The organism is Prauserella aidingensis, assembly GCF_024171865.1.
In the GTDB taxonomy this organism is placed as follows: Bacteria; Actinomycetota; Actinomycetes; order Mycobacteriales; family Pseudonocardiaceae; genus Prauserella; species Prauserella aidingensis.
On record NZ_JAMTCN010000001.1, the window covers coordinates 368,311 to 389,986 of the forward strand.

The 21,676-nt window shown below is 70.6% G+C and carries 20 protein-coding genes; 6 read left to right on the plus strand and 14 right to left on the minus strand.

Translation table 11 applies throughout. The annotated features are described in order from the left end of the window. Window positions 1-72: 72 nt before the first annotated feature. Window positions 73-687, minus strand: coding sequence for a molybdenum cofactor guanylyltransferase (gene mobA / locus LY13_RS01440; protein WP_253826272.1), 615 nt, complete (start codon window positions 685-687; stop codon window positions 73-75). Then, window positions 684-2,051 (minus strand): NlpC/P60 family protein, encoded by a 1,368-nt coding sequence (locus LY13_RS01445; protein WP_253826273.1) that lies wholly within the window; start codon window positions 2,049-2,051, stop codon window positions 684-686. The genes mobA and LY13_RS01445 overlap by 4 nt, the downstream gene beginning before the upstream one ends. 67 nt (window positions 2,052-2,118) lie before the next feature. Between LY13_RS01445 and LY13_RS01450 the strand changes: the two genes are divergently transcribed. Beyond that, entirely contained in the window at window positions 2,119-2,709 is a 591-nt protein-coding gene (locus LY13_RS01450) for a hypothetical protein (RefSeq protein ID WP_253826274.1), read from the plus strand. 121 nt (window positions 2,710-2,830) lie between these two features. Beyond that, window positions 2,831-4,345 carry a proline-rich domain-containing protein gene (locus tag LY13_RS01455; protein WP_253826275.1) on the plus strand — a complete coding sequence of 505 codons (1,515 nt, stop codon included), beginning with the start codon at window positions 2,831-2,833 and terminating at the stop codon, window positions 4,343-4,345. Window positions 4,346-4,431: 86 nt separating this feature from the next. Here the strand turns inward: LY13_RS01455 and LY13_RS01460 are convergent, their stop codons facing one another. Further along, entirely contained in the window at window positions 4,432-5,130 is a 699-nt protein-coding gene (locus tag LY13_RS01460) for a nitroreductase family protein (RefSeq protein ID WP_253826276.1), read from the minus strand. Window positions 5,131-5,458: 328 nt separating this feature from the next. Here LY13_RS01460 and LY13_RS01465 point away from each other — a divergent pair, with 328 nt between their 5' ends. From LY13_RS01465 to LY13_RS01480, 4 genes are all read left to right on the plus strand, one after another. Further along, a complete protein-coding gene (locus LY13_RS01465; RefSeq protein ID WP_253826277.1) occupies window positions 5,459-8,269 on the plus strand; it encodes an aconitate hydratase in 2,811 nt (936 codons plus the stop codon). Between the two features lie 137 nt (window positions 8,270-8,406). Beyond that, entirely contained in the window at window positions 8,407-8,931 is a 525-nt protein-coding gene (locus LY13_RS01470) for a TetR/AcrR family transcriptional regulator (protein ID WP_253826278.1), read from the plus strand. A gap of 34 nt (window positions 8,932-8,965) precedes the next feature. Next, window positions 8,966-9,640 (plus strand): NAD(P)H-dependent oxidoreductase, encoded by a 675-nt coding sequence (locus tag LY13_RS01475; RefSeq protein WP_253826279.1) that lies wholly within the window; start codon window positions 8,966-8,968, stop codon window positions 9,638-9,640. Between the two features lie 43 nt (window positions 9,641-9,683). Continuing rightward, window positions 9,684-10,244, plus strand: a complete 561-nt coding sequence (locus tag LY13_RS01480; RefSeq protein WP_253826280.1) for a GNAT family N-acetyltransferase — start codon at window positions 9,684-9,686, stop codon at window positions 10,242-10,244. Here LY13_RS01480 and LY13_RS01485 read toward each other — a convergent pair. The 11 genes from LY13_RS01485 to LY13_RS01535 form a co-directional block, all read right to left on the minus strand. Continuing rightward, a complete protein-coding gene (locus tag LY13_RS01485) occupies window positions 10,204-10,770 on the minus strand; it encodes a nitroreductase/quinone reductase family protein (RefSeq protein ID WP_253826281.1) in 567 nt (188 codons plus the stop codon). The two genes, LY13_RS01480 and LY13_RS01485, sit on opposite strands and share 41 nt — an antisense overlap. A gap of 98 nt (window positions 10,771-10,868) precedes the next feature. After that, window positions 10,869-11,675, minus strand: coding sequence for a maleate cis-trans isomerase family protein (locus LY13_RS01490; protein WP_301298257.1), 807 nt, complete (start codon window positions 11,673-11,675; stop codon window positions 10,869-10,871). Then, on the minus strand, window positions 11,672-14,119 hold the full coding sequence (locus LY13_RS01495; protein WP_253826282.1) for a xanthine dehydrogenase family protein molybdopterin-binding subunit: 2,448 nt from the start codon (window positions 14,117-14,119) through the stop codon (window positions 11,672-11,674). The genes LY13_RS01490 and LY13_RS01495 overlap by 4 nt, the downstream gene beginning before the upstream one ends. Next, on the minus strand, window positions 14,116-14,670 hold the full coding sequence (locus LY13_RS01500) for a (2Fe-2S)-binding protein (protein WP_253826283.1): 555 nt from the start codon (window positions 14,668-14,670) through the stop codon (window positions 14,116-14,118). The genes LY13_RS01495 and LY13_RS01500 overlap by 4 nt, the downstream gene beginning before the upstream one ends. Then, a complete protein-coding gene (locus LY13_RS01505; RefSeq protein ID WP_253826284.1) occupies window positions 14,667-15,713 on the minus strand; it encodes a 2,5-dihydroxypyridine 5,6-dioxygenase NicX family protein in 1,047 nt (348 codons plus the stop codon). Before LY13_RS01505 ends, LY13_RS01500 begins: the two co-directional genes overlap by 4 nt. Window positions 15,714-15,725: 12 nt before the next feature. Next, window positions 15,726-16,553, minus strand: coding sequence for an alpha/beta fold hydrolase (locus LY13_RS01510; RefSeq protein ID WP_253826285.1), 828 nt, complete (start codon window positions 16,551-16,553; stop codon window positions 15,726-15,728). Window positions 16,554-16,558: 5 nt separating this feature from the next. Next, window positions 16,559-17,155 (minus strand): hypothetical protein, encoded by a 597-nt coding sequence (locus tag LY13_RS01515; protein WP_253826286.1) that lies wholly within the window; start codon window positions 17,153-17,155, stop codon window positions 16,559-16,561. Then, window positions 17,152-17,826 carry an SRPBCC family protein gene (locus LY13_RS01520; RefSeq protein ID WP_253826287.1) on the minus strand — a complete coding sequence of 225 codons (675 nt, stop codon included), beginning with the start codon at window positions 17,824-17,826 and terminating at the stop codon, window positions 17,152-17,154. The genes LY13_RS01515 and LY13_RS01520 overlap by 4 nt, the downstream gene beginning before the upstream one ends. Continuing rightward, entirely contained in the window at window positions 17,823-18,710 is an 888-nt protein-coding gene (locus LY13_RS01525) for an FAD binding domain-containing protein (protein ID WP_253826288.1), read from the minus strand. Before LY13_RS01525 ends, LY13_RS01520 begins: the two co-directional genes overlap by 4 nt. Beyond that, window positions 18,707-19,792, minus strand: a complete 1,086-nt coding sequence (locus tag LY13_RS01530) for a PEP/pyruvate-binding domain-containing protein (protein ID WP_253826289.1) — start codon at window positions 19,790-19,792, stop codon at window positions 18,707-18,709. The genes LY13_RS01525 and LY13_RS01530 overlap by 4 nt, the downstream gene beginning before the upstream one ends. Continuing rightward, window positions 19,789-21,672 (minus strand): PEP-utilizing enzyme, encoded by a 1,884-nt coding sequence (locus LY13_RS01535; RefSeq protein ID WP_253826290.1) that lies wholly within the window; start codon window positions 21,670-21,672, stop codon window positions 19,789-19,791. Before LY13_RS01535 ends, LY13_RS01530 begins: the two co-directional genes overlap by 4 nt. Between the last annotated feature and the right edge of the window lie 4 nt (window positions 21,673-21,676).

The window sequence follows — 21,676 nt, forward strand, 5'->3', positions numbered from 1 at the left end:
CACCCGGCGGGTGAGGTGGAGGGTTCCATGGAACCCCACTCCCGGTATGACGCCTGTGAACCACGTCGCCCCTCACGGCAGGTCGTCGACGGTGTCGACGTCGGCGGCCTCGTCGCCGCGCGCGGGCACGTCGACGATCGTGAGCTCGCCGAGCACCCGGCGCACCGAGGCGCCCGCGGGGTCGGCGGGAAGGGCCTCGCGCAGCGACGTCGTCCGCCACGCTCCGAGCAGCCACTGCCTGCGGCCGTCCGCGTCGACGAGGACCGCGCCGTCCGGCGCCTCGGCGTGGCCACCGTCGTGCGGCCGGTCGAGCGCCTCCAGCAGGCGGCCGACGACGGCCGCCGTCACGCCGCGCAGGTCCCCGGCCAGCACCACCACCCGCGACCGGTGCACGAACGCCAGCCCGGCGGCGAGTGCCGCGACGGGGCCGGTCCCCGGCGGCTCTTCCCGGGTCCAGACCACACCGTCCACCCCCGGTCGCCGCGGCCCGACGACCACGACCGGATCGGCGTCGGACAACGCCGCCAGTGATCGCGCGAGCAGGGTGCGTCCGCCGACCTCGAGCATCGGCTTGTCCACGCCGCCGAGCCGTTCGGCGGCGCCACCGGCGACGACGACGCCCCCGTACGCGCGTCGCCCGGTCGCCGGCCCCGCGTCCTCCGGCCGGGGCTCGCTCCCTGCGATCACCCGATGAGGCGTGTGGCGTACGGGAGGATGTCGCCGTACCGCACGGGGACCACGCGGACGTGCCCACCGGAGTACGGCGCCTCGATCATCTGCCCGTTGCCGAGGTACAGCGCCACGTGGTGGATGCCGCCGTTGCCCCAGAACAGCATGTCGCCGCGCCGCATCTGCGACAGCGGCACCTTCCGTCCCGCGTCGTACTGGTACCCGCTGTAGTGCGGCAGCGCCTGCACCCCGGCGAAGGCGTAGATCATCAGTCCGGAACAGTCGAAGCCGATCTTGGCGTAGTCGCCGTGGGCGTCGGCGACACCGCCGTCCCGGATGCCGTAGGTCGGGCCGTGCGCGTTGCCGCCGCCCCAGGCGTACTGCACCCCGAGCTGGGACATCGCACGCTGGACCACCGTTTCGACGCTCGCACCCGCCGGAACCGACGCGGCCTGGCTCTGCGGGGACGGAGCCGAAGCGCCACCGCCGGACGCCGCGGCGGCCGCCTGCTGCGCCTGGGCCGCCTCTTCGGCCTCCTTCTCGGCGAGCCACGCCTCGTACCGTTCACGCTGCCCCTCGAGCCCGCCGACGCGGGAGCGTGCCTCCTGCAACTGCTGCTCGACGGCGCTCTTCTCGGCCCGGAGTTCCTCGGCACGGGACGCCTGACCGTTGCGGGCCTCGACGGCAGCTTGCTGCGCCTGCTCGGCCGCGGTCTTCGCCCGCGCCGCCGCTGCCCGCTTCTGCCGGGCGTTCTCCAGCGCCTGCCTGGCGGCGGCCTCCTTGTTCGACTTGCGCACCTGCGCACGCTTCATGCTGCCCAGCGCGTCCAGCTCGCTGCCGCCGACGGCGCCCAGCAGCTGCTCACGGGCGAGCAGGTCCTTCGGCGAGTCGGCACCCAGGTAGGCGCTCAGCGACCCGACCGTGGTGCCCTGCCGGTGACTCGCGGCAGCGAAGCGGTCCAGCGACTCCCGCGCGTTGCGGATGGCGCCCGACGCGCTCCGCACCTCGGCGCGCGCCGACTCCGCCTCGGCCTCGGCCGTGTCCGCCTCCGCCCGCGCCCGCTGCAGGTCCACCCTGGCCTTGTTGGCCTGCTCCAGCTTCCGCTCCACCTTGTTGCGCAGGGTGGTCAGTTTGGCCTCGGCGTCGGCGAGACGGCTCGTGAGTCGGCCGACCTCGCCGGCCTTCTCGGACGCCTCCGCGCGGCTCGCGTCGAGTTCCGCATCGCTCGGGTTCGGCGGCGGTGGCGGCACCGCGACGGCCGCGGGTGGAGCCGCCAGCAGCACCGCGAGCGCGAACACTCCGGCCGCCAGTCCCCTACCGGACCTCCGTCCCCCCGGCCGCGACGACGACGTCCGCGCCGTGCGGTCCACGCTCGTCCGCATCCGATCCCACCTCCTGCTACTCCGAGTAGGACTCTGCCACCCACGACCCGGCCTCACCATTCACCACATGCGGAACACGCGCATCGCGCGTCACATTTCCCCGGGTGGGGGACCCGCGTCCGGATTGTCGGGCAAATCGGGCAAGATGTGGCGCATGGTCAACTCCCGTCCCCCTGTGGTCGTGGCACGCGTTGTCGCGACCGCACTGACCGGGGCCGGTCTCGCGCTCGCCGTCGTCGGCACGTTCCTGCCCTGGTTCGTCTCCGGCGAGGTGACCCGCAGCAGCTACGAGGCCGTGGGACTGGTCGAGCACTTCGACCTCGCGGGCGCTGCCGGACCGGCCGTGGCCGTGTGGCCTGCGGTGCCACTGCTGGCCGCGGTCTGCGCCGCCGCGCTGGTCACCCGGTTCGTCCGCACCGCCGCCGTGGCGTGCCTGGTGTGGTCGCTCCTCGTGGGATTCACCGCGGTGTGCACCGTCGCCCAAGCGGGCGACTACGGGGCGGCCGGCGTCGACCGGACCGGTCCCGTGGTGACCGCCGTCGGCGCAGGCCTGGCAGTGGTGGCCGCGCTCGTCGCCGTGGTGCTCGCCGGCCGCGCGGCCCGGCACCCACGGCCGCCGACCGTCGCGGCTGCGGGCGGACCACCGGGGCACGGCTGACCACGACCGCGCACCCGGTCGCGGCGGGGTCACGGAACGACGAGGGTGCCGTCCCCGTCGGACCGGAGACTGTGCACGCACCCCCGCGTGCACAGGGATCGACACGGAACAGGTGGGTATCGTGACCACTCCGCAAGGCCCCGGCGAGCCCTGGGAGGGCCGGGCCGGCGAGCAGCCGGGACCGCAGTACGGGCAGGACCACGGATCGCCGTACGGCGGACAGCCACAGCAGGGCGGGTACCCGCCGTACGGCCAGTACCCCTACGGCCAGCCGCCGCAGGGGAATCCGCAGGAATATCCGCAGCAGGGATTCGGCCAGCCCGGGTATCCGCAGCAGCCCTACGGCCAGCCCGGCCCCTACCAGCAGGGCGGGTACCCGCCCTACGAGCAGCCCGGCCAGCCCGGCGGGGTCGGTTCCGCGCAGCCGTCGGGCAGCGGCCGCAAGCGCGGCCTGATCATCGGGCTCGTCGTCGCGCTGGTCGTCGCCGCGGGCGCCGTGGGCAGCTACTTCGCCTTCTTCCAGCAGAGCTCCGTGGCCGCGGGCTCCCCGTCCCCCACCGAGGCCGTGCGCAAACTCGCGACCTCGTTCGAGGGCGGTGATCTCGCAGGGGTGTTGGGCACCCTGGCGCCGTCGGAATCGCGACTGCTCACCGATACGGCCGACGAAACGGTCGCCGAGTACAAGCGCCTCGGCCTGTTCACCGAGGACGCCGACCCCGAGATGCTCGGCGGACTCAGCATGTCCACGGAGAAGCTGCGCTTCGACGAGCAGGGTGAGGAACGGATCAACGACCGCGTCGCGGTCACCGAGCTCACCAGCGGCACGATCACGTTCAAGGCCGACTCCTCCGAAGTGCAGTTCGCACCCGAGTTCAAGGACCAGCTGCTCGAGGACTGGCCCATCAAGGACGGCACGCACACGATCGACATCGCCGAGGATCTCGACGAGCCGCTCCGCATCGCGGCCGTCCAGGAGAACGGCGAGTGGTACCCGAGCCTCTTCTACACGCTCGCCGACAAGATCCTCCAGGACGAAGACCTCGAATGGCCGTCCCAGTCGATTCCTGCCCGCGGGGCGGGCTCACCCGACGAGGCGATCAAGGGTGTCGTCAACGCCGCGCTGGGCGGGGACCTGGAACGCGTCATCGAACTGCTGGCGCCGGACGAGATGGCGGTGCTGCACGACGCGGGCCCGCTGCTGCTCGAGGAGGCGGGCGACTTCGAGGGCGTGCCGGGAGCCGAGGTCACCGACCTGCAGACCGAGAACTCCGAGGTCCAGCGTGGCACGCGCGCCACGATCACCTCGGTGACGGTGTCCGCCCAGGGCAGCACCGTCACGGTCGCCAAGTCCGGCGACTGCTACGAGGTGCAGGCGCAGGGCCGGAGTCAGCGGCTGTGCGCCGATCAGTTCGCCCAGCTCGCCGCGGGTGAGAACGCCGCCGACATGCCACCCGCCGTCGCCGGGATGGTCTCCAACCTGGTCGGCGGGATCATGGAACAGGGAGTCGGCGTCGTGACCACCGAGATCGACGGCGAGCACTACGTCAGCCCGGTGCGCACGCTGAACGACCTGGGCATGACGGTCCTGCGCAGCCTCGAACCGGAGGACGTCGAGGCCATGTTCGGCGGGAACTGAACCGCCGACGGCACGACCGCGGGCCCGGCGCAGGGGAGGCCGCCGGGCCCGCGCTGCTGTTCCGGGGCTGCTGTTCCGGGTGCGCGTCAGCGCCGGGCGTGGACGCCCCACGCGCCCCAGTGCACGACCTCCTCGACCGGGGCCCGTTTCGGCCGGGCCCACCGGCCTCGCTCCGGGTAGCCCATCGGGACCAGCGCCATCGTGAGCGCGTCCTCCGGCAGTCCGAGGAGGGCGCGGAGCTCGTCCTCGTGTCCCGCGTAGAGGGTGGTCAGCGACGTGCCGACGCCGTGCACCCGCGCGGCGAGGCAGAGGTTCTGGACGGCGCCGTAGATCGACGCGCCCGTCCGGGGGTCCGTGGCCGTCGCCGCTCCCCGCAGCACCGGGAAGACCCACACCGGCGCTTCCTCGAGGTGGTGGGCCAGGTGCTCGGCGCCGCGGAAGCCCGCCGGACTCAGCCCCTCGGCCGTGCCCGCGAGGAACTCGTCGCGCCGGTGTCCGTAGGCGCGCTCCCAGTTCTCGCGGTACCAGGGCGTGATCCGCCGTTTGACCTCCGGGTCGGTGACCACGACCCAACCCCACCCCTGCCGGTTGCCCCCGGAGGGTCCGCGCACCGCGGCGTCGAGGATGTCCCACAGAACCTCGTCCGGAATCGGCTCCGGTGAGAGGTAGCGGCGGGACGGCGTCGAATGCAGGACGTCGAGCGCGCTCGGCGGCTCGTCGGTTCGCACCTCGTCGCCGGTTCGCGTGTCGCCGGTTCGCGTGTCGGCGGTCGCACCGTCGGTCATGGTCGGCTCCCCTCCGGGATGGTCGCGGCCCGGCGCGGGCCCGGTGCCCGCGCCGCAGTCCTGATCCAGCCCTATCATCGCCACGGCCACACCCGTCCCGCCCGGCGGAGGGGCAGCCCGCGGTCGTCGCCGGGCACACGGCCGTTCGGGACCGCGGCGGATATCACACACGTCCCACGACATCCGGGCGCACCCTTGGTTGAATACAAAAAAGGACAAGCGTACTGTTTACAGCGCAGGGATTGTCCGAGCCCACCTCTGCGGGCGCGACGGGGGTGCGCAAGACTCGGCCCTGGGTACCCGAACTAACCGCCGCATGGAGTGAGACGTGACTGCACCCGCCAGCAAGAACAGCTTCGGCGCTCGCGACACACTGAAGGTCGGTGACGCCTCGTACGAGGTGTTCCGCCTGAACAAGGTCGAGGGCTCGCAGCGGCTGCCGTACAGCCTGAAGATTCTTCTCGAGAACCTTCTGCGCACCGAGGACGGCGCCAACATCACCGCGGAGCACATCCGCGCCCTGGGCAACTGGGATCCGAAGGCCGACCCGTCCACCGAGATCCAGTTCACGCCCGCCCGCGTGGTGATGCAGGACTTCACCGGCGTGCCGTGCGTGGTCGACCTCGCCACGATGCGGGAGGCCGTCACCGCTCTCGGCGGCGATCCGGACCAGGTCAACCCGCTCGCGCCCGCCGAGATGGTCATCGACCACTCGGTGGTGATCGACATCTTCGGCCGCGCCGACGCGTTCGAGCGCAACGTCGAGATCGAGTACGAGCGCAACAGGGAGCGCTACCAGTTCCTGCGCTGGGGCCAGAACGCGTTCGAGGAGTTCAAGGTCGTCCCGCCGGGCACCGGCATCGTCCACCAGGTCAACATCGAGCACCTGGCGCGCACGATCATGGCCCGGAACGGCCAGGCCTACCCGGACACCTGCGTCGGTACCGACTCGCACACCACGATGGTCAACGGTCTCGGCGTGCTGGGCTGGGGTGTCGGCGGTATCGAGGCCGAGGCCGCGATGCTCGGCCAGCCGGTGTCGATGCTCATCCCGAAGGTCGTCGGCTTCAAGCTGACCGGCCAGATCCCGCCCGGCGCCACCGCGACCGACGTCGTGCTGACGATCACCGAGATGCTGCGCAAGCACGGTGTGGTCGGCAAGTTCGTCGAGTTCTACGGTGACGGCGTGGGCGCCGTGCCGCTGGCCAACCGCGCCACGATCGGCAACATGAGCCCCGAGTTCGGCTCCACCGCCGCGATCTTCCCGATCGACGAGGAGACGATCCGGTACCTCAAGCTCACGGGCCGCTCCGAGGAACAGCTCGCACTCGTCGAGGCCTACTCCAAGGAGCAGGGCCTGTGGCACGACCCGGCCCACGAGCCGGAGTACTCCGAGTACCTGGAGCTGGACCTGTCGACGGTCGTGCCGTCCATCGCCGGTCCGAAGCGCCCGCAGGACCGCATCGAGCTGACCGACGCCAAGACGTCGTTCCGCAAGTCGGTGCGCGACTACGTCCAGGACGACCAGGCCACGCCGCACACGAAGATCGACGAGAAGGTCGAGGAGTCCTTCCCGGCCAGCGACGCGCCCGCGCTGTCGTTCGCCGACGAGGACTCCGTCGCGGTGCAGTCGGCCGCCAACGGCGCGGACGGCCGCCCGTCGAAGCCGGTGACCGTCACGTCGGCCGAGCGCGGCGAGTTCGTGCTCGACCACGGCGCCGTGGTGATCGCCTCGATCACCTCGTGCACGAACACCTCCAACCCGTCGGTCATGCTCGGCGCGGCGCTGCTCGCCCGCAACGCCGTCGAGAAGGGCCTGTCGTCGAAGCCGTGGGTCAAGACGTCGATGGCCCCGGGCTCGCAGGTCGTCACCGACTACTACGAGAAGGCCGGCCTGTGGCCGTACCTGGAGAAGCTGGGCTACCACCTGGTCGGCTACGGCTGCACGACCTGCATCGGCAACTCCGGTCCGCTGCCGGAGGAGATCTCGCAGGCCATCCAGGACAACGACCTCACCGCCGTGTCGGTGCTGTCCGGTAACCGCAACTTCGAGGGCCGGATCAACCCCGACGTCAAGATGAACTACCTGGCCTCGCCGCCGCTGGTCATCGCCTACGCGCTCGCGGGCACGATGGACTTCGACTTCGAGAACCAGCCGCTCGGCCAGGACACCGACGGCAACGACGTCTACCTGCGCGACATCTGGCCGTCGCCGCAGGAGATCCAGTCCACGATCGACTCGGCGATCACGCAGGAGATGTTCACCAAGGACTACTCCGACGTGTTCGACGGCGGCGAGCGCTGGAAGTCGCTGCCCACGCCCGAGGGCAAGACGTTCGAGTGGGACCCGCAGTCCACCTACGTCCGCAAGCCCCCGTACTTCGACGGCATGGGCGCCGAGCCGGAGCCGGTCACCGACATCTCCGGTGCCCGGGTGCTGGCGCTGCTGGGCGACTCGGTCACCACCGACCACATCTCCCCCGCCGGTGCCATCAAGGAGGACTCGCCCGCGGGCCGGTACCTGAAGGAGAACGGCCTCGAGCGCAAGGACTTCAACTCGTACGGCTCGCGCCGCGGCAACCACGAGGTGATGATCCGCGGCACGTTCGCCAACATCCGGCTGCGCAACCTGCTGCTCGACGACGTCCAGGGCGGCTACACCCGCGACTTCACGCAGGAGGGCGGTCCGCAGGCGTTCATCTACGACGCGGCTCAGAACTACGCCGCGGAGGGCACGCCGCTGGTCGTGCTGGGCGGCAAGGAGTACGGCTCCGGGTCGTCGCGTGACTGGGCGGCCAAGGGCACGCGCCTGCTGGGCGTGCGCGCGGTGATCGCCGAGTCGTTCGAGCGGATCCACCGGTCGAACCTGATCGGCATGGGTGTCGTGCCGCTGCAGTTCCCGCAGGGCTCCACGGCGTCCTCGCTGGGCCTCGACGGCACGGAGACCTACGACATCGCCGGCATCACCGAGCTCAACAACGGTGTCACGCCGTCGACGGTCAAGGTCACGGCCACCAAGACCGACGGCCAGAAGGTCGAGTTCGACGCCGACGTCCGCATCGACACCCCCGGTGAGGCGGACTACTACCGCAACGGCGGCATCCTGCAGTACGTGCTGCGGAACCTGACCACGTCCTGAGTCACCGGCCACGCGACACGATCCGGTCGCTGACCCCCTCCAAGCGCCCCGCCAGGCCTCGGCCCGGCGGGGCGCTTGCTCGTTCATGGCTCCGGCTTCGAACCACAGAGGTAAAACGCTCGTGGTACATTGGTGGCGTGACGACGACCCGGGAACGCATCATCACCAGCACCGAACCCGTCTTCGACGCGCACGGTTTCGCCGGCATCGGCGTCGACCGGCTGACCGAGGCGGCCGGAGTCTCCTCCCGCACCTTGTACAAGCACATGGGCAGCAAGACCGGTCTCATCGCCGCGGTCCTGGACGCTCGCCGGGACCGGTTCAGCCGCGTTTTCGCCGTCTCGACAGTCGATGAACTCTTCGACGCGCTGGCGAGCTGGGTCCGTTCCGAGGGTGCGCGCGGGTGTCTGTTCCTGCGTGCGCTCGGCGAGGACGGACACGGCGTCGCGGAGGTGGAGCACGCGGTCGCGGAGTACCGGGAGCTGCTGCACCGGGTGATGGCCTCGATCGTCGAGCGGGAAACCGGCGGTGCGGACGAACTGCTCGCCGAACAGTTGCTCGTGGTCTTCGAAGGTGCGACCTCGGCGGCCTCCTACCGCGGACAGCGGGCTGTGGACGCCGCTCGCGCCGCCGCGAGATCCCTCGTCGTCGCACGCACCTGAATCGGCCTCGACCTGTCGAACGGAGCCCGTCCCCATGCAGCTGCTGACCGTCTTTTCCCACCCCTTCACCGACCGTTACCCGGCCGCGGTGATGGACGCGTTCCACGAGCCCTTCCGGCAGGCGGGGCACACGATCGACGTGCTCGACCTGCACCGCGAAGGGTTCGATCCGCGGTTCACCGAAGCCGATCACGCACACTTCTGGGGCGGCCCGGTTCCGGACGGGATCGCCGAGATGCACCGCCGGGTCGAGGCCGCGGACAGGCTCGCCTTCGTCTACCCCGTCTACTGGTGGGGGATGCCCGCGATGATGAAGGGGTGGATCGAGCGCGTCTTCACCGGTGGCTGGGCGTACCAGTACGGCGCCGGTGTCGACGACCGCGGCAAGCAGCCTCTCCACGCACTGCTGCCGAGCATCCCCACCGTGCTCATCGGCGTGGGCGGGTCGAAGCAGCGAACGTACGACAAGTACGGCTACGACGAGGCGATGCGCACCCAGATCGATGTCGGCATCTTCGCCTACTGCGGTATCGACGACGTCGAGAGCCACCTCATCCACGACGTCGAAGGCGAGCACAACGCACCCCGGCGCGAGGCCGGGATCGCGCAGGCCGGCCGTATCGCGGAGGCCTTCATCGCGCCCGACCGCGTGGCGCGGACGGCGAAGGCCGACCACCTGGCCGCTCGGCAGGGGATGCTGTCCCGGTGATAATCGCCTCGCGCCCGCGCCCCGGTGATGGTTCCGTGTCGGGGTGATTCCCTCCGACGTCTTCCGCGACCTGCCAGTGCTGACCGATGACCGCGTCCGGCTCGTGCCGCTCGGCGAGGAGCATTTCGACGGGGTGCGCCGGATGCTCGACGACCCGGAGGTCCGCAGGTTGACCGGGACGCACCACACGTTCACCGACGAGGAGGTGCGACGTCTCCTCGCCACCCGCTCCGACCACCACGACCGGGCGGACTGGGCCATCACCGACGCCGCCACGGGAGCGTTCCTGGGCGAGGCGGTGCTGCACGAGCTGGACCCGCCCAACGCCGCGGCGGGGTACCGCATCGCGCTGCTCGGGCCCGAGGCCTTCAGCCGCGGCTACGGCACGGCGTCGACCCGGCTGGTGCGCGACTACGCCTTCGACGTGGCCGGACTGCACCGGGTGGGACTCGAGGTGTTCGACTTCAACGTGCGTGCCCAGCGGGTCTACGAGAAGTGCGGGTTCGTCCGTGAAGGGATCCACCGCCAGGCGATCTGGTGGAACGGCATCTGGCACGACATGATCACGATGGGCATCGTCGCGAGCGATCCGCGTCCGGGGTGAGCACGAAGATCGGGAAGTCGCGGCCCGCCTCGTCGCGCTCCATGGCGTAACCGGGCCAGAAGCCGAGCAGCCGCCGCCACGTGGCCTCGCGGTCCAGACCGGTGAGTTCACGGGCGCGCACCGGGATGTCACGGCCACGCACGCGCACCTGCGCGTCCGGCCGGGCGCGCAGGTTGAGCACCCACGCCGGGTCGTGGGGGCGGCCCCAGTTCGATCCGGTGACGACGAAGACCTCGTCGTCACCCACCGTCTCTCCGGTGGCGCCTCCGCGGCAGCGTGCCCGGCCCACGCGGTGCGGGGTGCCGCGGTCGGGCATGTAGAGCAGGTTGCTCTCCCTCGGCCGGCCGGTCCGCCGTCCCGTCGTGATCAGCCGCAGCGACGGCAGACCGGCGATGCCGACCAGGCTCACCCGGCCCCGGGAGGCGCGATGCAGCCGGGTGTCGGCCCACACGACAGCCTCGGCGAGCTTCATCAACGACCGCCGCCGGCCGAGCAACCGCGCGACGGCGGGCAACGGGTTCCGCATACCGGACATTCGACCATTCCCGGCAGCGGCACCGCACACCGGTTTTCCCGGGGCGGCCGCCGAAGGCGGAACACGTGGCCCGGTCGGTGACAGCGGCGTCAGGGGCTCACGGCGAGTTCGCCGCGCAGTAGGCGCCCCGCCTCGGGGATGGCGGGCGGGTGCCCCAGTGCGGTGAGTGTCTCGAACGCCGTCGCCGTGGCCGCCGTGACAACCGGAAGGCCGAGTTCCTGCTCCACGGCCTCGACCGCGTCCAGGGACGGCATCTGCACGCACGCCGACAGGACGACGGCCTCGGCCCCGTCCCGGTGCAGGCCTCGGGCTATCCCCGGCAGGTTTGCCTGGTCCAGCCTTCCGACCTCGAGGTTGTCCGGCACCTCGAGCGACACCGCGTCGAGCACTCGGACTCCCTCACCGTCGATGTAGGACCGCACCGTCTCCGTCAGCGGCGCCAGGTACGGCGTGACGATGGCGACCTGCCGCGCGCCGATCGCCCGCAACGTACGCACGAGCGCACCGGCGCTGCTCACGACCTCCGCGGGGTGACCGTTGTCGGCGGCCGCCCCACCGATCACCTTCTCCGACTCGACATGCGCGCCCGCCCCCTGTGCCATCACGGCGACGAGGCACGCGTAGGCGATCGCGTCGACGTCGGCGTCCGACACCGCGGTCGCACAGTCGGCGGCCTTGTCCACCATGGCCAGCAGTTCGTCGCGGTTGACATTGCGCATCCGCGCTCGCGCGGAGTGGAACGTGTACCGGTGGCCGGTGGCCTCGGTCTGCCGCCGGAACAACTCCGGCAGTTCGGTCTCCATCGTGGTGTTGGAGCTCGGGACGATCAGGCCGATACGGGACCGGCCCGTGGACTGCTGCTCGGGAGACTGGGACTCGGCGGACACTGCGTTCATCGGAATTCGACTCCTTGGTCGGAGGGGCCCGTACCGGCGGGGTCGGGCGCTGCTGGTTCGGGAGAGGCGGGTTCGGACACTGCGGCGAGCGCCCGCCAGACGGTTTCGGGCGTGATCGGGAGGCTGTCGAGATCGACGCCGTACTCGGCCAGCGCATCGCACACGGCGTTGGCGACGGCGGCACCCGGCGGGATCGTGCCGACCTCGCCCACACCGCGAATGCCGAACGGAGTGACCGGCGACGGCACCTCGGTGTGCAGCAGTTCCATCGACGGCAGGTCGGCCGCCGTGGGCACGAAGTAGTCCATCATCGACCCGTTGATCAGCTGCCCGGTCTCGGGGTCGTAGCGGAGTTCCTCGCTCAGCGCGGCGCCGAATCCCTGAGCCAGCGCGCCGCGCACCTGACCGTCGACGATCTTCGGGTTCACCACGGTGCCCGCGTCGTGGACCATCACGAACCGTTCGACGTCGAACTCCCCCGTCTCGGGATCGACCGACACCGCGGCGGCGGCCGTCCCGAACGAGTACGCGGCGTCGGCGGGTTCGAAGTGCGCGGTCGCCTCCAGGCCCGGGTCCTCCTCCGGCGGGATGCCCTGGCCGGTGATCGCCACGGTGTACAGGTCCGCCAACGTCGCGGCCACGTCGCCGTCGCGGCGATGCCGGACGACCGAGCCGGCGATCTCAAGGTCCTCCTCGGCGACCTCCAGCCGCCACGCCGCCAGCCGCAGGGTCTTGGCGGCCAGCGCGTGCGCGGCCTCGCGCAGCGCTCCCGCCGCGGCGATCATCGTGCGGGAGGCGAACGACCCCGTGTTCAGCGGCGAGGCCGCCGTGTCACCGGCGTGGACCCGCACCAGGTCGTAGTCGGTGCCGAACACCTCCGCCACGACCTGCGCGAACGCCGTCTCGCTGCTCTGTCCGATGCTGGAGACACCCGTGTACACGTCGATCCCGCCGGAACGGTTGGCGCGCAACGTCACGCTCTCGTGCGCGCCGAACTGTGAACCGCGTTTGGCGAGGAACCGCGCGCTCGCGTAGCCGGTGCGCTCGACGAACGAGGAGAAGCCGATACCGACGAGACGGCCGTCCTCGCGCGGCGTGCGCGAGTGGCCGCGGTGTTCGGCCCAGCCGATCCGCTCGGCCGCCATGCGCAAGCAATGTTCGTAGTCACCGCTGTCGTACACCGCACCGGACGGGTTTCGCCACGGCAATTCCCGCGGAGTGAGCATGTTCCGTGCGCGCAGCTCGACGGGGTCGAGGTCGAGGCGCCGCGCGAGCCGGTCCATGAGCCGTTCGTAGGCGAAGTTCACCTCGGGCTGGCCGTAACCGCGGTAGGCCCCGATCGGGGTCTTGTTGGTCAGCGTGACGCGGCGTTCGGTGTAGCCGTCCTCGACCCGGTAGGGACCGTTGAACACCACACTGGACAGTTGTGCCGATCCGAACGGTGAGTTCCAGCCGCCGATGTCGGTGGCGTAGACGTCGGTCATCGCCAGGATCGTGCCGTCAGCGGCAGCGGCGATGCGGTAGTCGTGCACCGACTCCCGTGCATGGGTGCTGGCTCGGAAGTGCTCGGCGCGGTCCTCGCTCCACTTCACGGGGCGGCGCAGGGCCATCGCGTGCAGGCAGGCGAGCACGTCCTCGGGAAACACGCCCAGTTTGAGCCCGAAACCGCCCCCGACGTCCGAGGCCACCGTGCGGATGTCGCTCTCGGACAGTCGGAGCGATTCGGCGAGCTGCTTACGCACCAGGTGCGGCACCTGGGTCGAGCAGTGCACGACCAGTTCGCGCGCGCCCGGCCGCCACTGCGCGACGACACCGCGGGTCTCCATCGGCAACGCGGTGACCCTGCCGATGCGGAACCGCCCCTCCTCCACGACGTCCGCCTCGGCCAGCCGTGCGTCCGGGTCTCCGCTGCCGCTGGAGTTGGCGGCGAGGAGGTTCGACTCCAGCACGGACGGATGCAGCACGGGAGCGTCCGGTTCGAGTGCCGCGAGCACGTCGGTGACGTGCGGCAGCGGTTCGTAGGTGATCTCGAGTGCCTCGACCGCATCCTCGGCGACGTGCCTGCTCGTGGCGACGACGCTGGCCACCGGCTGGCCCTCGTGCGTGGCCACGTCCTGCGCCAGCGCGTAGTACGGCAGCGTCGGCGCACCCGGTACGGGGCGCAGCACCGTGATCGGGTCGCTGAGCCTGCGCAGCGTGGCCGGGTCGAGTACGTGCTCGACACCGTCCATCCGATCGGCGGCGCTCGTGTCGACGGACGTGATCCTGGCGTGGGGGTACGGACAGCGTGCGACCGCCATGTACAGGACTCGCGCCGGCTCGACGTCGTCGGTGAACCGGCCGTCACCCCGGACCAGCCGCTCGTCCTCCTTGCGCGAGAGCGACGCGCCGAGGCTGCCACCCGCCACGGCGGTCTGTTCTCGCGAGTCCTCCAGTGCCGTCATACCGACCTCACCTCTCCGCCGGATCCGGCTTGTTGCGGGTGTTCGGCGAACCAGCGTTCGATCGCCGACACGACGTTCTCGTAGCCGGTGCAGCGGCACAGCACACCCGCGATCTCCTCGCGGATCTCGCCCCGTGACGGGCAACCACCCTGGTATCCGAGTGCCGTCGCGGTCATCAGGAAGCCCGGGGAGCAGAAGCCGCACTGCAGTCCGTGCTCGTCGGACAGCGCCTGTTGCACCGGAGCGAGCTCGTCGCCCGCCAGTGACTCGACGGTCTGCACGCTCCGGCCGTCGAGCTGGCACGCGAGCATGAGGCAGCTCTTCACGGCCTCACCGTCGACGACCACCGTGCACATGCCGCAGGATCCCTGCTCACAGCCGAGATGCGTGCCGGTGAGCCCGAGGTGCTGCCGGAGAAAGTCCGCCACGTGCAGCCGGGGTGGCACCTGCGTGCGCACCGCATCACCGTTGACCGTCGTGTCCAGTTCCACGAGTGCCGCGGGCGCGTGCTCGCCGTCCGTCCCGCCGTGGCTCGTCGCCGTTTCCGTCATCGCTTGTCCGCGGGCCGCATCTCCGACACCGTGAGCTCACCGGCGTCGACGATCAGCTCGTCGTCGAGGTAGAGGCTGTTGCCGCGCATAGGAATGTCGAAGTGGCACGGCGTGTCGTTGGGACCGCCGAGCTCGTTGTTCGGGCCGATGGAGAACATCACGTTGCCGTAGAAACTGCGCAGTTCCATGCCCATGCCGCCGGGGAACTGGGTCAGCCCGTGCCAGTGGGCGCGTTCGTCGAGGCCCCAGCCGACGTGGCTCATCCCGTAACCGCGCGGGTCGTCGAACGACTTGATGTAGGACGCGAGCAGTTCGGCATCCAACCCCGACGAACCGGCGCCGCCGCGGATGTCCTGGATGAAGCCCTGCTCGATGGTGATCTCCACGGGCGTCTGCACGTAGGTGTTGAACGGCAGCAGCACGTCCCCCGGGGCGAGCACGATCTTGCCGTCGACGCCGTCGTCGGCACCGCCGGTGAACACGAATGCGGCGGGCCAGTGGTCCCAGCGGCCCGGGGTGTCGGTGTAGCCGTACTCCGACATCGTCGGGTACACGCCGAGCCGGTAGGTCACATCGGTGCCGTGCGGGCTGGTGATGCGCATGGTCTGTGCCTTGGCCAGCAGCTCCGCGCCGGTCTCGACCCGCTCGCGCAGCTCCTTGGTCGGCATCAGCCGTGCCAGCAGTTCGGGCGGTTCGACCGCCGTCAGGATGCGCGTACCGGCGTCCTGGATTTCGAACTGTTCCTTCGAGAACAGGAGGAACGTGCAGTCCACGACCATGTCGACGGCCTTCAGCGCTTCGACGGCGTGCCGGTTGCCCGCCAGTCCGGAGTCGCCCACCGCCCACGCGCCGGAGGCGTTGACGGGCGCCGGCATCCGCAGATGGAACGCCTGGGCGCCGAGTTGGCGAGCCGCCCACAGGAACGCGTCGGCGTACTCGCCGCGTTCGGACCCGCGGGTCAGCACGGCGACCGTCTCCCCCTCGTGCACACCGGAGAAGGTCAGCTGTCGCAGGCAGATGTCGTTGAACAGGTTCTGGTCCATGATGGTTCTCTCCTACTCCGGACGGGTCGCCGTCACGTGGGGCCGGACGGCATCGAGAAAGCCGGTGGGGTTGTCCCAGGGCACCATGTGGCCCGCCCCGGGAACGGTCAGCAGTGGGATCTCGGGACGCGTGCGGGTCAGTTCCTCCGCTGCGCGGGGTGGGACGACGGGGCTGTCGCCGCCCCGGACGAGCGCCACCGGCGCGGTGACCTTCGCCCAGTACTCGAAGAAGTCCTCGCGTTCGAACCCCGCGTGGGTCTCGACGACGGCGGTCTCGTCGCACGTGGCCAGCACCTCGGCACGCAGGCGCAGTTCGCGTTCGGGCCAGGCCGGGTAGAACCTCCGCACCTCGTCGGCGGTCGTGCCGCGCTGCGCCTCGCGCAGCTGTTCGAGAAACGCCTTGCGGGAGGTCGGATACGGGTCCCGACCGGGACCGGATGTCGGCGGGTCCACCAGGACGAGCGGCCCGTGGCCGCCGGGCGCGTGCAGCACCGCGTAGGCGGCCGCGATCCGCGCGCCCATCGAGTGTCCGATCACGGCCGGTGACGCCAGGTCCAGTGCCTCGACCAGGCCCGCGACGTCGGCGGCGTAGTCGGTGAGCCGGTAGCCGCCCGAAGGGCCGCGGTCACTGTCTCCCCTGCCGCGAACGTCCGGCACCGTCACCCGGAAACCCCACTCGGCCAACCGCACCGCGACGAAATCCGCGGTGACGGCCGGACTGGTGATGCCGGGCAGCAACAGCAGGTCCGGATCTCCGGTGTCGCCGTAGCGCAGCACGTGGTGGCGCAGCCCGTTGGCGTCGGCGAAGGCGCTCTCCCCCGCGATGTCGATCGTGCTCATCGTGGTCACTCCTCCTCCGGCAACCGGGCGGACGCCCAGTCCAGCCATTCCGCGACATGGCCCTGCGCGGCGGGCACGCGCACCCGCTCGGCCATGTACTGCAACTTGGCGGCCGCTTTCTCCCGGGAGCACGCGCCGCTCGTGACCCAGCCGGCCGTCAGGTCGGCGAGGGTTTCCAGGAAGGACAGTGAGTCGGCGGCCTGCAGTTCGTCGCCGCCGCTCAGGCCGCCGACCTCGTGCAGGCCGACGAGCCTGCGCACCTCCGCCACGTCCACCTCGGCAGCCACGGGCCCGACGCCACCGAGCCACACGGTGACCGCATCCGCGGACCGCAGGCTGTGCGCGAACAGGTAGAACGGGTCGTCCCAGTCCGTGTTCGCATGGTCCAGAACCGGCCCGCCGGGGAACATCCGCTCGATGTCGTGGGTGAGCGCGGCGAGGCGTGCCTCGGCCGTGGCGTCCGGGACGAGGTGCACGAGCCAGTCGCGCGCCCGGCGCAGGTGCAGTTCCTGGCCGTACGGTGCGATCCACCCGGTCGCCAGTCGTTCGACCTCGGTGCCCGGCGCGAGGGCGGGCGGCGCCCACGGGGTCACGGAGGTCATGACCGCCCCCGCCCCATGCTGTGCCCGAGTGCGACGAGTCCGACGGCCAGGGACGCGGCGCTCAGCGCGGCCGCGACCTTCGCCCACCGCTCGGCGGCGGCCGATTCGGGGGCATGTCCGGGTTCGGCGATCTGTCGGACGGAACGGTCGCGGTCGCCTGTCGCCACCTCCCGTGCGCCGCCCGGCGTGTCCGCGGCCAGGGCCGGTGACGGCCGCTGCGGCGTCTCACCGCCGAGGGCGGCCTCGAGGTTGCGCGCGAACTCCGCGGTGACCTTGCCCGCCTGTTTCGCGACGACCTTCTGCCCGACACTGCCGAGCGCGCCCGCCAGTGCCACGTCGCCGTCGACGACCACGGTCGTACCGTCGCCGCCGGGCTCCAGTTCGACGGCGACCGAAGCCCGCACGTTGCCCATCGCGCCGCGCACCGTCTTGCCGGTCGCCGTGAACGCGACCCGTTTCTCCGGCACCCGCTCCACGATCGTCAGGTCGGCCGCGAACGTCGCCGACATCGGGCCGACGCTCTGCGTCACCCGCACCCGCAGCTCGTCCGGACCGGACATGCTCAGGTCCTCGACACCCGGCATGCACTTCGCGACCAGTTCCGGCTGGTCCACGAAGTTCCACACCTCGGCCACAGGGCGTCCGAGGCGGAACTCTTCCCGCAGTTTCATGGTGTCCCCTCCCCCCACGCCTGCCGGGCGTGGGACTCGCGCAGTTCGGTGAGCACTCTGCGCACGTACACGGGCAGCAGATGGCGGCGGTACTCCGCACTCGCGCGGATGTCCGACGGCGGATCGGCGACCTCGAGCGCGGCGTCGGACGCAGCCGCCACGTCGGCGTCACGAAGTTCCGTACCCTCGAGCCGGTCGGCGGACGCGGTGGCGAGCACGGGGGTGTCGGCCACGCCGCCCAGCGCGATCCGAACGTCCCGCCACCGGCCACCGTCGTCGCGGCTGCCCGCGGCAGCCACGCTGACGACGGCGAAATCGTTGTGTTTGCGGCACAGTTCCCGGAAGGCGACCGCCTCGGCCGGTGGTGGGAACTCGACCGCGACGACCAGTTCCCGGGGATCGACCGCGGTGGCGTACGAGCCCTCGTACAGCTCGTCGACCGGGATCCGGCGGACACCCTCCGGACCGGCGGCTACCACCACCGCGTCGAGGGTGAGGCACGCCAGCGGCAGCTCACCGGTCGGATCGGCGTGCACCAGAGCCCCGCCGACCGTGCCGCGGTTGCGCACCTGCCGGTCTCCGATGTGCCGCACGATCCGCGGCAGCAGCGGCAGTCGCCGTGCCAGCAGGGAGGAACGCTCCACGGTGGAGTACCGGACGAGTGATCCGATGGTCACGCGGTCGCCGTCGGCGACGATGTCGTCGAGTTCGTCGATCTCGTTGATGTCGACGATCGCGTCCGGCCGCCACAGCCGCATGTTCAGCATCGGCACCAGGCTCTGTCCTCCGGCCAGTACCCGCGCGGTTCCCGGGTAGTCGCCGAGTGTGGCTACGGCGTCGGCCACCGACCGAGGCCGGTGGTACTCGAACGGGGCCGGTTTCATGCGCCGCCGCTCCCCCGCACGACCCGCTGCCCGGCGAACCGCGCGAGCACCCGGTCGACCGGCGACTTGCGGTCGCCGACCAGTTGCTCGGTCCCGCGCCTGCTCCACACCGTCTCCGGGCGCACCTGCAGCACGCGCACCTCACCGTGCTCGCCGACAGCCCACTCGATGTCCTGTGGCGCGCCGCGGTGCCGTTCGATCCGCTTCGCCAGCTCGGCGAGCGCGTGGAGCTGCTCGTCGGTCACGCACGGCTGCGAGCGCAGTTCGTCAGCCACCTCGACCAGCGCCACTTCGCCGCATCCGGGATCGAAGGCGAACTTGGATTCCTGCTCGACGATGTCCCGGTCGAGCACTTCGAAGGTGACCTTGTCGACGCGGTACCGGCTCGGGGTGATCCCGCCGCTGACGACGCCCTCACCGAGTCCCCAGCATCCTTCGACGACGACCTTCGAGCGATCGCCGCTGACCGGGTCGAGGGTGAACATCACCCCGGCCGACCGTGCGGCCACCATCTGCTGGACACCGACGCAGATGCCCAGATCGGAGGGCGGAGGCTTCTCGTCCTCGGTACGGTATGTCAGCACCGCCTCACCGAACATGCCCGCCCAGCAGCGCCGCACATGCCGGAGCAGCTCCTCGACGCCGCGGATCCACAGGAACGTGTCGTACTGGCCCGCGAAGCTCGCGCCCGCGAGGTCCTCGGACTCACCGCTCGAGCGTACGGCGACAGGTACATCGACCTGTCCTGAACGCGTGCCGAGCTCGGCGTACGCCTCGCACACCGCGGTCTCCAGTTCCGGCGGCAGCGGCGCGGACTCGATCTCAGCGGTCAGTCCGGCGCTGATCTCCCGGATCTCCGACAGCTCGGCGTTCGCTGCCTGGCTGCGTGCCTCCTCGGCGCGCCGTGTCAGTCCCGCCGCGTCGAGGAACCGTCGGTAGGCGCCGGTGGTGATCCCGAATCCGGGCGGCACCTCGAAGCGGGCCGCGTGCATGTCCGCGAGGCTGCCGAACTTGCCGCCCAGCAGCCGGTTCCCCGGTGCCTCGGGGTCGTCGATCCACAGTACGTGCGGGGTGGTGGTCATGCGGATGCCTCCTCGATGACACGGACGACGCCGGTGCCGCCGTCCACTTCGATGAGCTGACCGGTCTCGATGGACGTCGTCGCGAAGCCCGTGCCGACCACCGAGGGCAGGCCATACTCGCGGCAGATGATCGCGGTGTGCGCCATGATGCCGCCGACGTCGGAGACGGCGGCCGACAAGCGGGAGAACACCGGGGCCCAGCTCGGCGCGGTGATGCGGCAGACGAGGATGTCCCCGTCCTCCACCAGGTGCAGGTCCTCGGGGTCGAGGATCACGCGTGCCTTTCCGACGGCTGAACCCGCCGAGGCGGCGACGCCACGCAGCTGCCCGTCGTCGGCCCCGTCCTCGCCACCGGTGCCCAGCCATTCGTCGATCGACTGCTGCGTGATGCCCCAGAGCATCACCGTCAGCGGTTCGGTGATGAACTCCGGCGGCACCCCGAGCGCCGGCTGCGGCGGGTGGGCCTTCAGCACGTCCCGAATGCGGCGGCGGCGCTCGACCTCCGGCCGCCAGTACGTCACGCCCCTGGCCTCGGCATCGGTCGCCCACCCGATGATCAGGTCGTAGAGCGCGGAATAGATCTCGTTGCGGTGCAGGTAGAAGATGTCCTCGCGGTCGTCGAGGAAGTCGTGTGCGACGAACACGTCGCCGAGCTCCCGTACCTTCGAGAAGAACAGCGTGTGGTGCCAGTGTTCGACGTAGAAGTTGTGGTTCTCGACGAACGGGAACACCTTCCGTGCCAGCTCGATCAGGCCGTCGAACTCCTCGCGGTCGGCCTCGGTCGGCAGGTAGCCGCGGTACTCCTCGGTGATGCGGCTGCGTTCGGCGAGGATCGACTCGAGCGGGCGGTCGATCTCCTCACCATCGAGCAGGTTCTTGATGTAGCCCCGCATCGCGGTGAACGGCAGGCGTAGATCGTCGATCCACGCCCGGTCGCTGTGCGTGTAGCCCGCGCCGGTCGAGAACCAGAACCACGGGTCCTGCGCCTCCTCGAACGCCTCGATCCACCGTGGACCGTTGGGGTGGGCCCGTACCGCCGCGATCGCGGCGTCCGGATCCTCCGTACCCAGCAGCTGGTCCGTCACACCGAGCTCGACGGCCAATCGCGCCAGCTTGCGCAGCTCGTCGTCCGGACGGAACAGCAGGATGTCGATGCCCGACACCATCTTCGCCAGCGTCTGATCGGTGATCCCGGGGAATGCGGCCTGGCAGAATTCCTGGAACGTGAGATAGGCGCCGTAACCGAGGTTGAGCATCTCGAAGTGGTAGGAGCCCATCTCGAACAGGTTGTGGATGAGTTCGCCGTACTTCGTGAGGAGCTCGTAGCTCGAGTACGTCCCGCGGTGGGATAGCACGCTCTCGAGGGGCTCCCGGTCCGGCAGTGGCCGGAACTCGATCGCCTTGAGCCGCTTGATGCAGTCGGTGGCCTTTGCCTCCCACTCCTCGTAGATCTCGTCCCAGTTCTCGTAGTAGTGGCCGGCACGTTCCGAGAACTCCTCGGCCCGGCGGGCGATCTCGTCCGGGTCGGTGACCGCACTCGGGCTGATGTAGAGGTACCCGTTGATGATCCGGTGCTCGATGCCGCCCGCGGGCGGGACCGGCCAGACCCGCGTGGACATCTGACTGGCGGCCACCCACCAGTTCTCGGTCATGATGGTGTCGAACGGGTACAGCGGTTCGGGGTTGTGCATCCCGTCGAAGAACCAGAACTTGCCGTCCTCGCTCTCGGCGCGTTCCTCGCTCAACAGCGCGTAGTAGGGGTACATGCTCTGCCAGCCTTCGGCCCCTTCCGGAGTCCGGATCGCGAACGGACTCGCGAACCGTTCACCGGGAACGGCTTCGGCCGGGGTCGTATCCGGGTGGGAATCAGCCAGTGTCATGGGT

What these genes read in the sequence shown, in the direction of transcription:
- LY13_RS01445 (WP_253826273.1), bottom strand. Translation starts at nt 2,051, where the DNA reads ATGCGGACGAGCGTGGACCGCACGGCGCGGACGTCGTCGTCGCGGCCG.
- LY13_RS01450 (WP_253826274.1), top strand. Translation starts at nt 2,119, where the DNA reads ATGCGGAACACGCGCATCGCGCGTCACATTTCCCCGGGTGGGGGACCC.
- LY13_RS01460 (WP_253826276.1), bottom strand. Translation starts at nt 5,130, where the DNA reads ATGACCGACGGTGCGACCGCCGACACGCGAACCGGCGACACGCGAACC.
- LY13_RS01475 (WP_253826279.1), top strand. Translation starts at nt 8,966, where the DNA reads ATGCAGCTGCTGACCGTCTTTTCCCACCCCTTCACCGACCGTTACCCG.
- LY13_RS01485 (WP_253826281.1), bottom strand. Translation starts at nt 10,770, where the DNA reads ATGCGGAACCCGTTGCCCGCCGTCGCGCGGTTGCTCGGCCGGCGGCGG.
- LY13_RS01490 (WP_301298257.1), bottom strand. Translation starts at nt 11,675, where the DNA reads ATGAACGCAGTGTCCGCCGAGTCCCAGTCTCCCGAGCAGCAGTCCACG.
- LY13_RS01495 (WP_253826282.1), bottom strand. Translation starts at nt 14,119, where the DNA reads ATGACGGCACTGGAGGACTCGCGAGAACAGACCGCCGTGGCGGGTGGC.
- LY13_RS01500 (WP_253826283.1), bottom strand. Translation starts at nt 14,670, where the DNA reads ATGACGGAAACGGCGACGAGCCACGGCGGGACGGACGGCGAGCACGCG.
- LY13_RS01505 (WP_253826284.1), bottom strand. Translation starts at nt 15,713, where the DNA reads ATGGACCAGAACCTGTTCAACGACATCTGCCTGCGACAGCTGACCTTC.
- LY13_RS01510 (WP_253826285.1), bottom strand. Translation starts at nt 16,553, where the DNA reads ATGAGCACGATCGACATCGCGGGGGAGAGCGCCTTCGCCGACGCCAAC.
- LY13_RS01515 (WP_253826286.1), bottom strand. Translation starts at nt 17,155, where the DNA reads ATGACCTCCGTGACCCCGTGGGCGCCGCCCGCCCTCGCGCCGGGCACC.
- LY13_RS01520 (WP_253826287.1), bottom strand. Translation starts at nt 17,826, where the DNA reads ATGAAACTGCGGGAAGAGTTCCGCCTCGGACGCCCTGTGGCCGAGGTG.
- LY13_RS01525 (WP_253826288.1), bottom strand. Translation starts at nt 18,710, where the DNA reads ATGAAACCGGCCCCGTTCGAGTACCACCGGCCTCGGTCGGTGGCCGAC.
- LY13_RS01530 (WP_253826289.1), bottom strand. Translation starts at nt 19,792, where the DNA reads ATGACCACCACCCCGCACGTACTGTGGATCGACGACCCCGAGGCACCG.
- LY13_RS01535 (WP_253826290.1), bottom strand. Translation starts at nt 21,672, where the DNA reads ATGACACTGGCTGATTCCCACCCGGATACGACCCCGGCCGAAGCCGTT.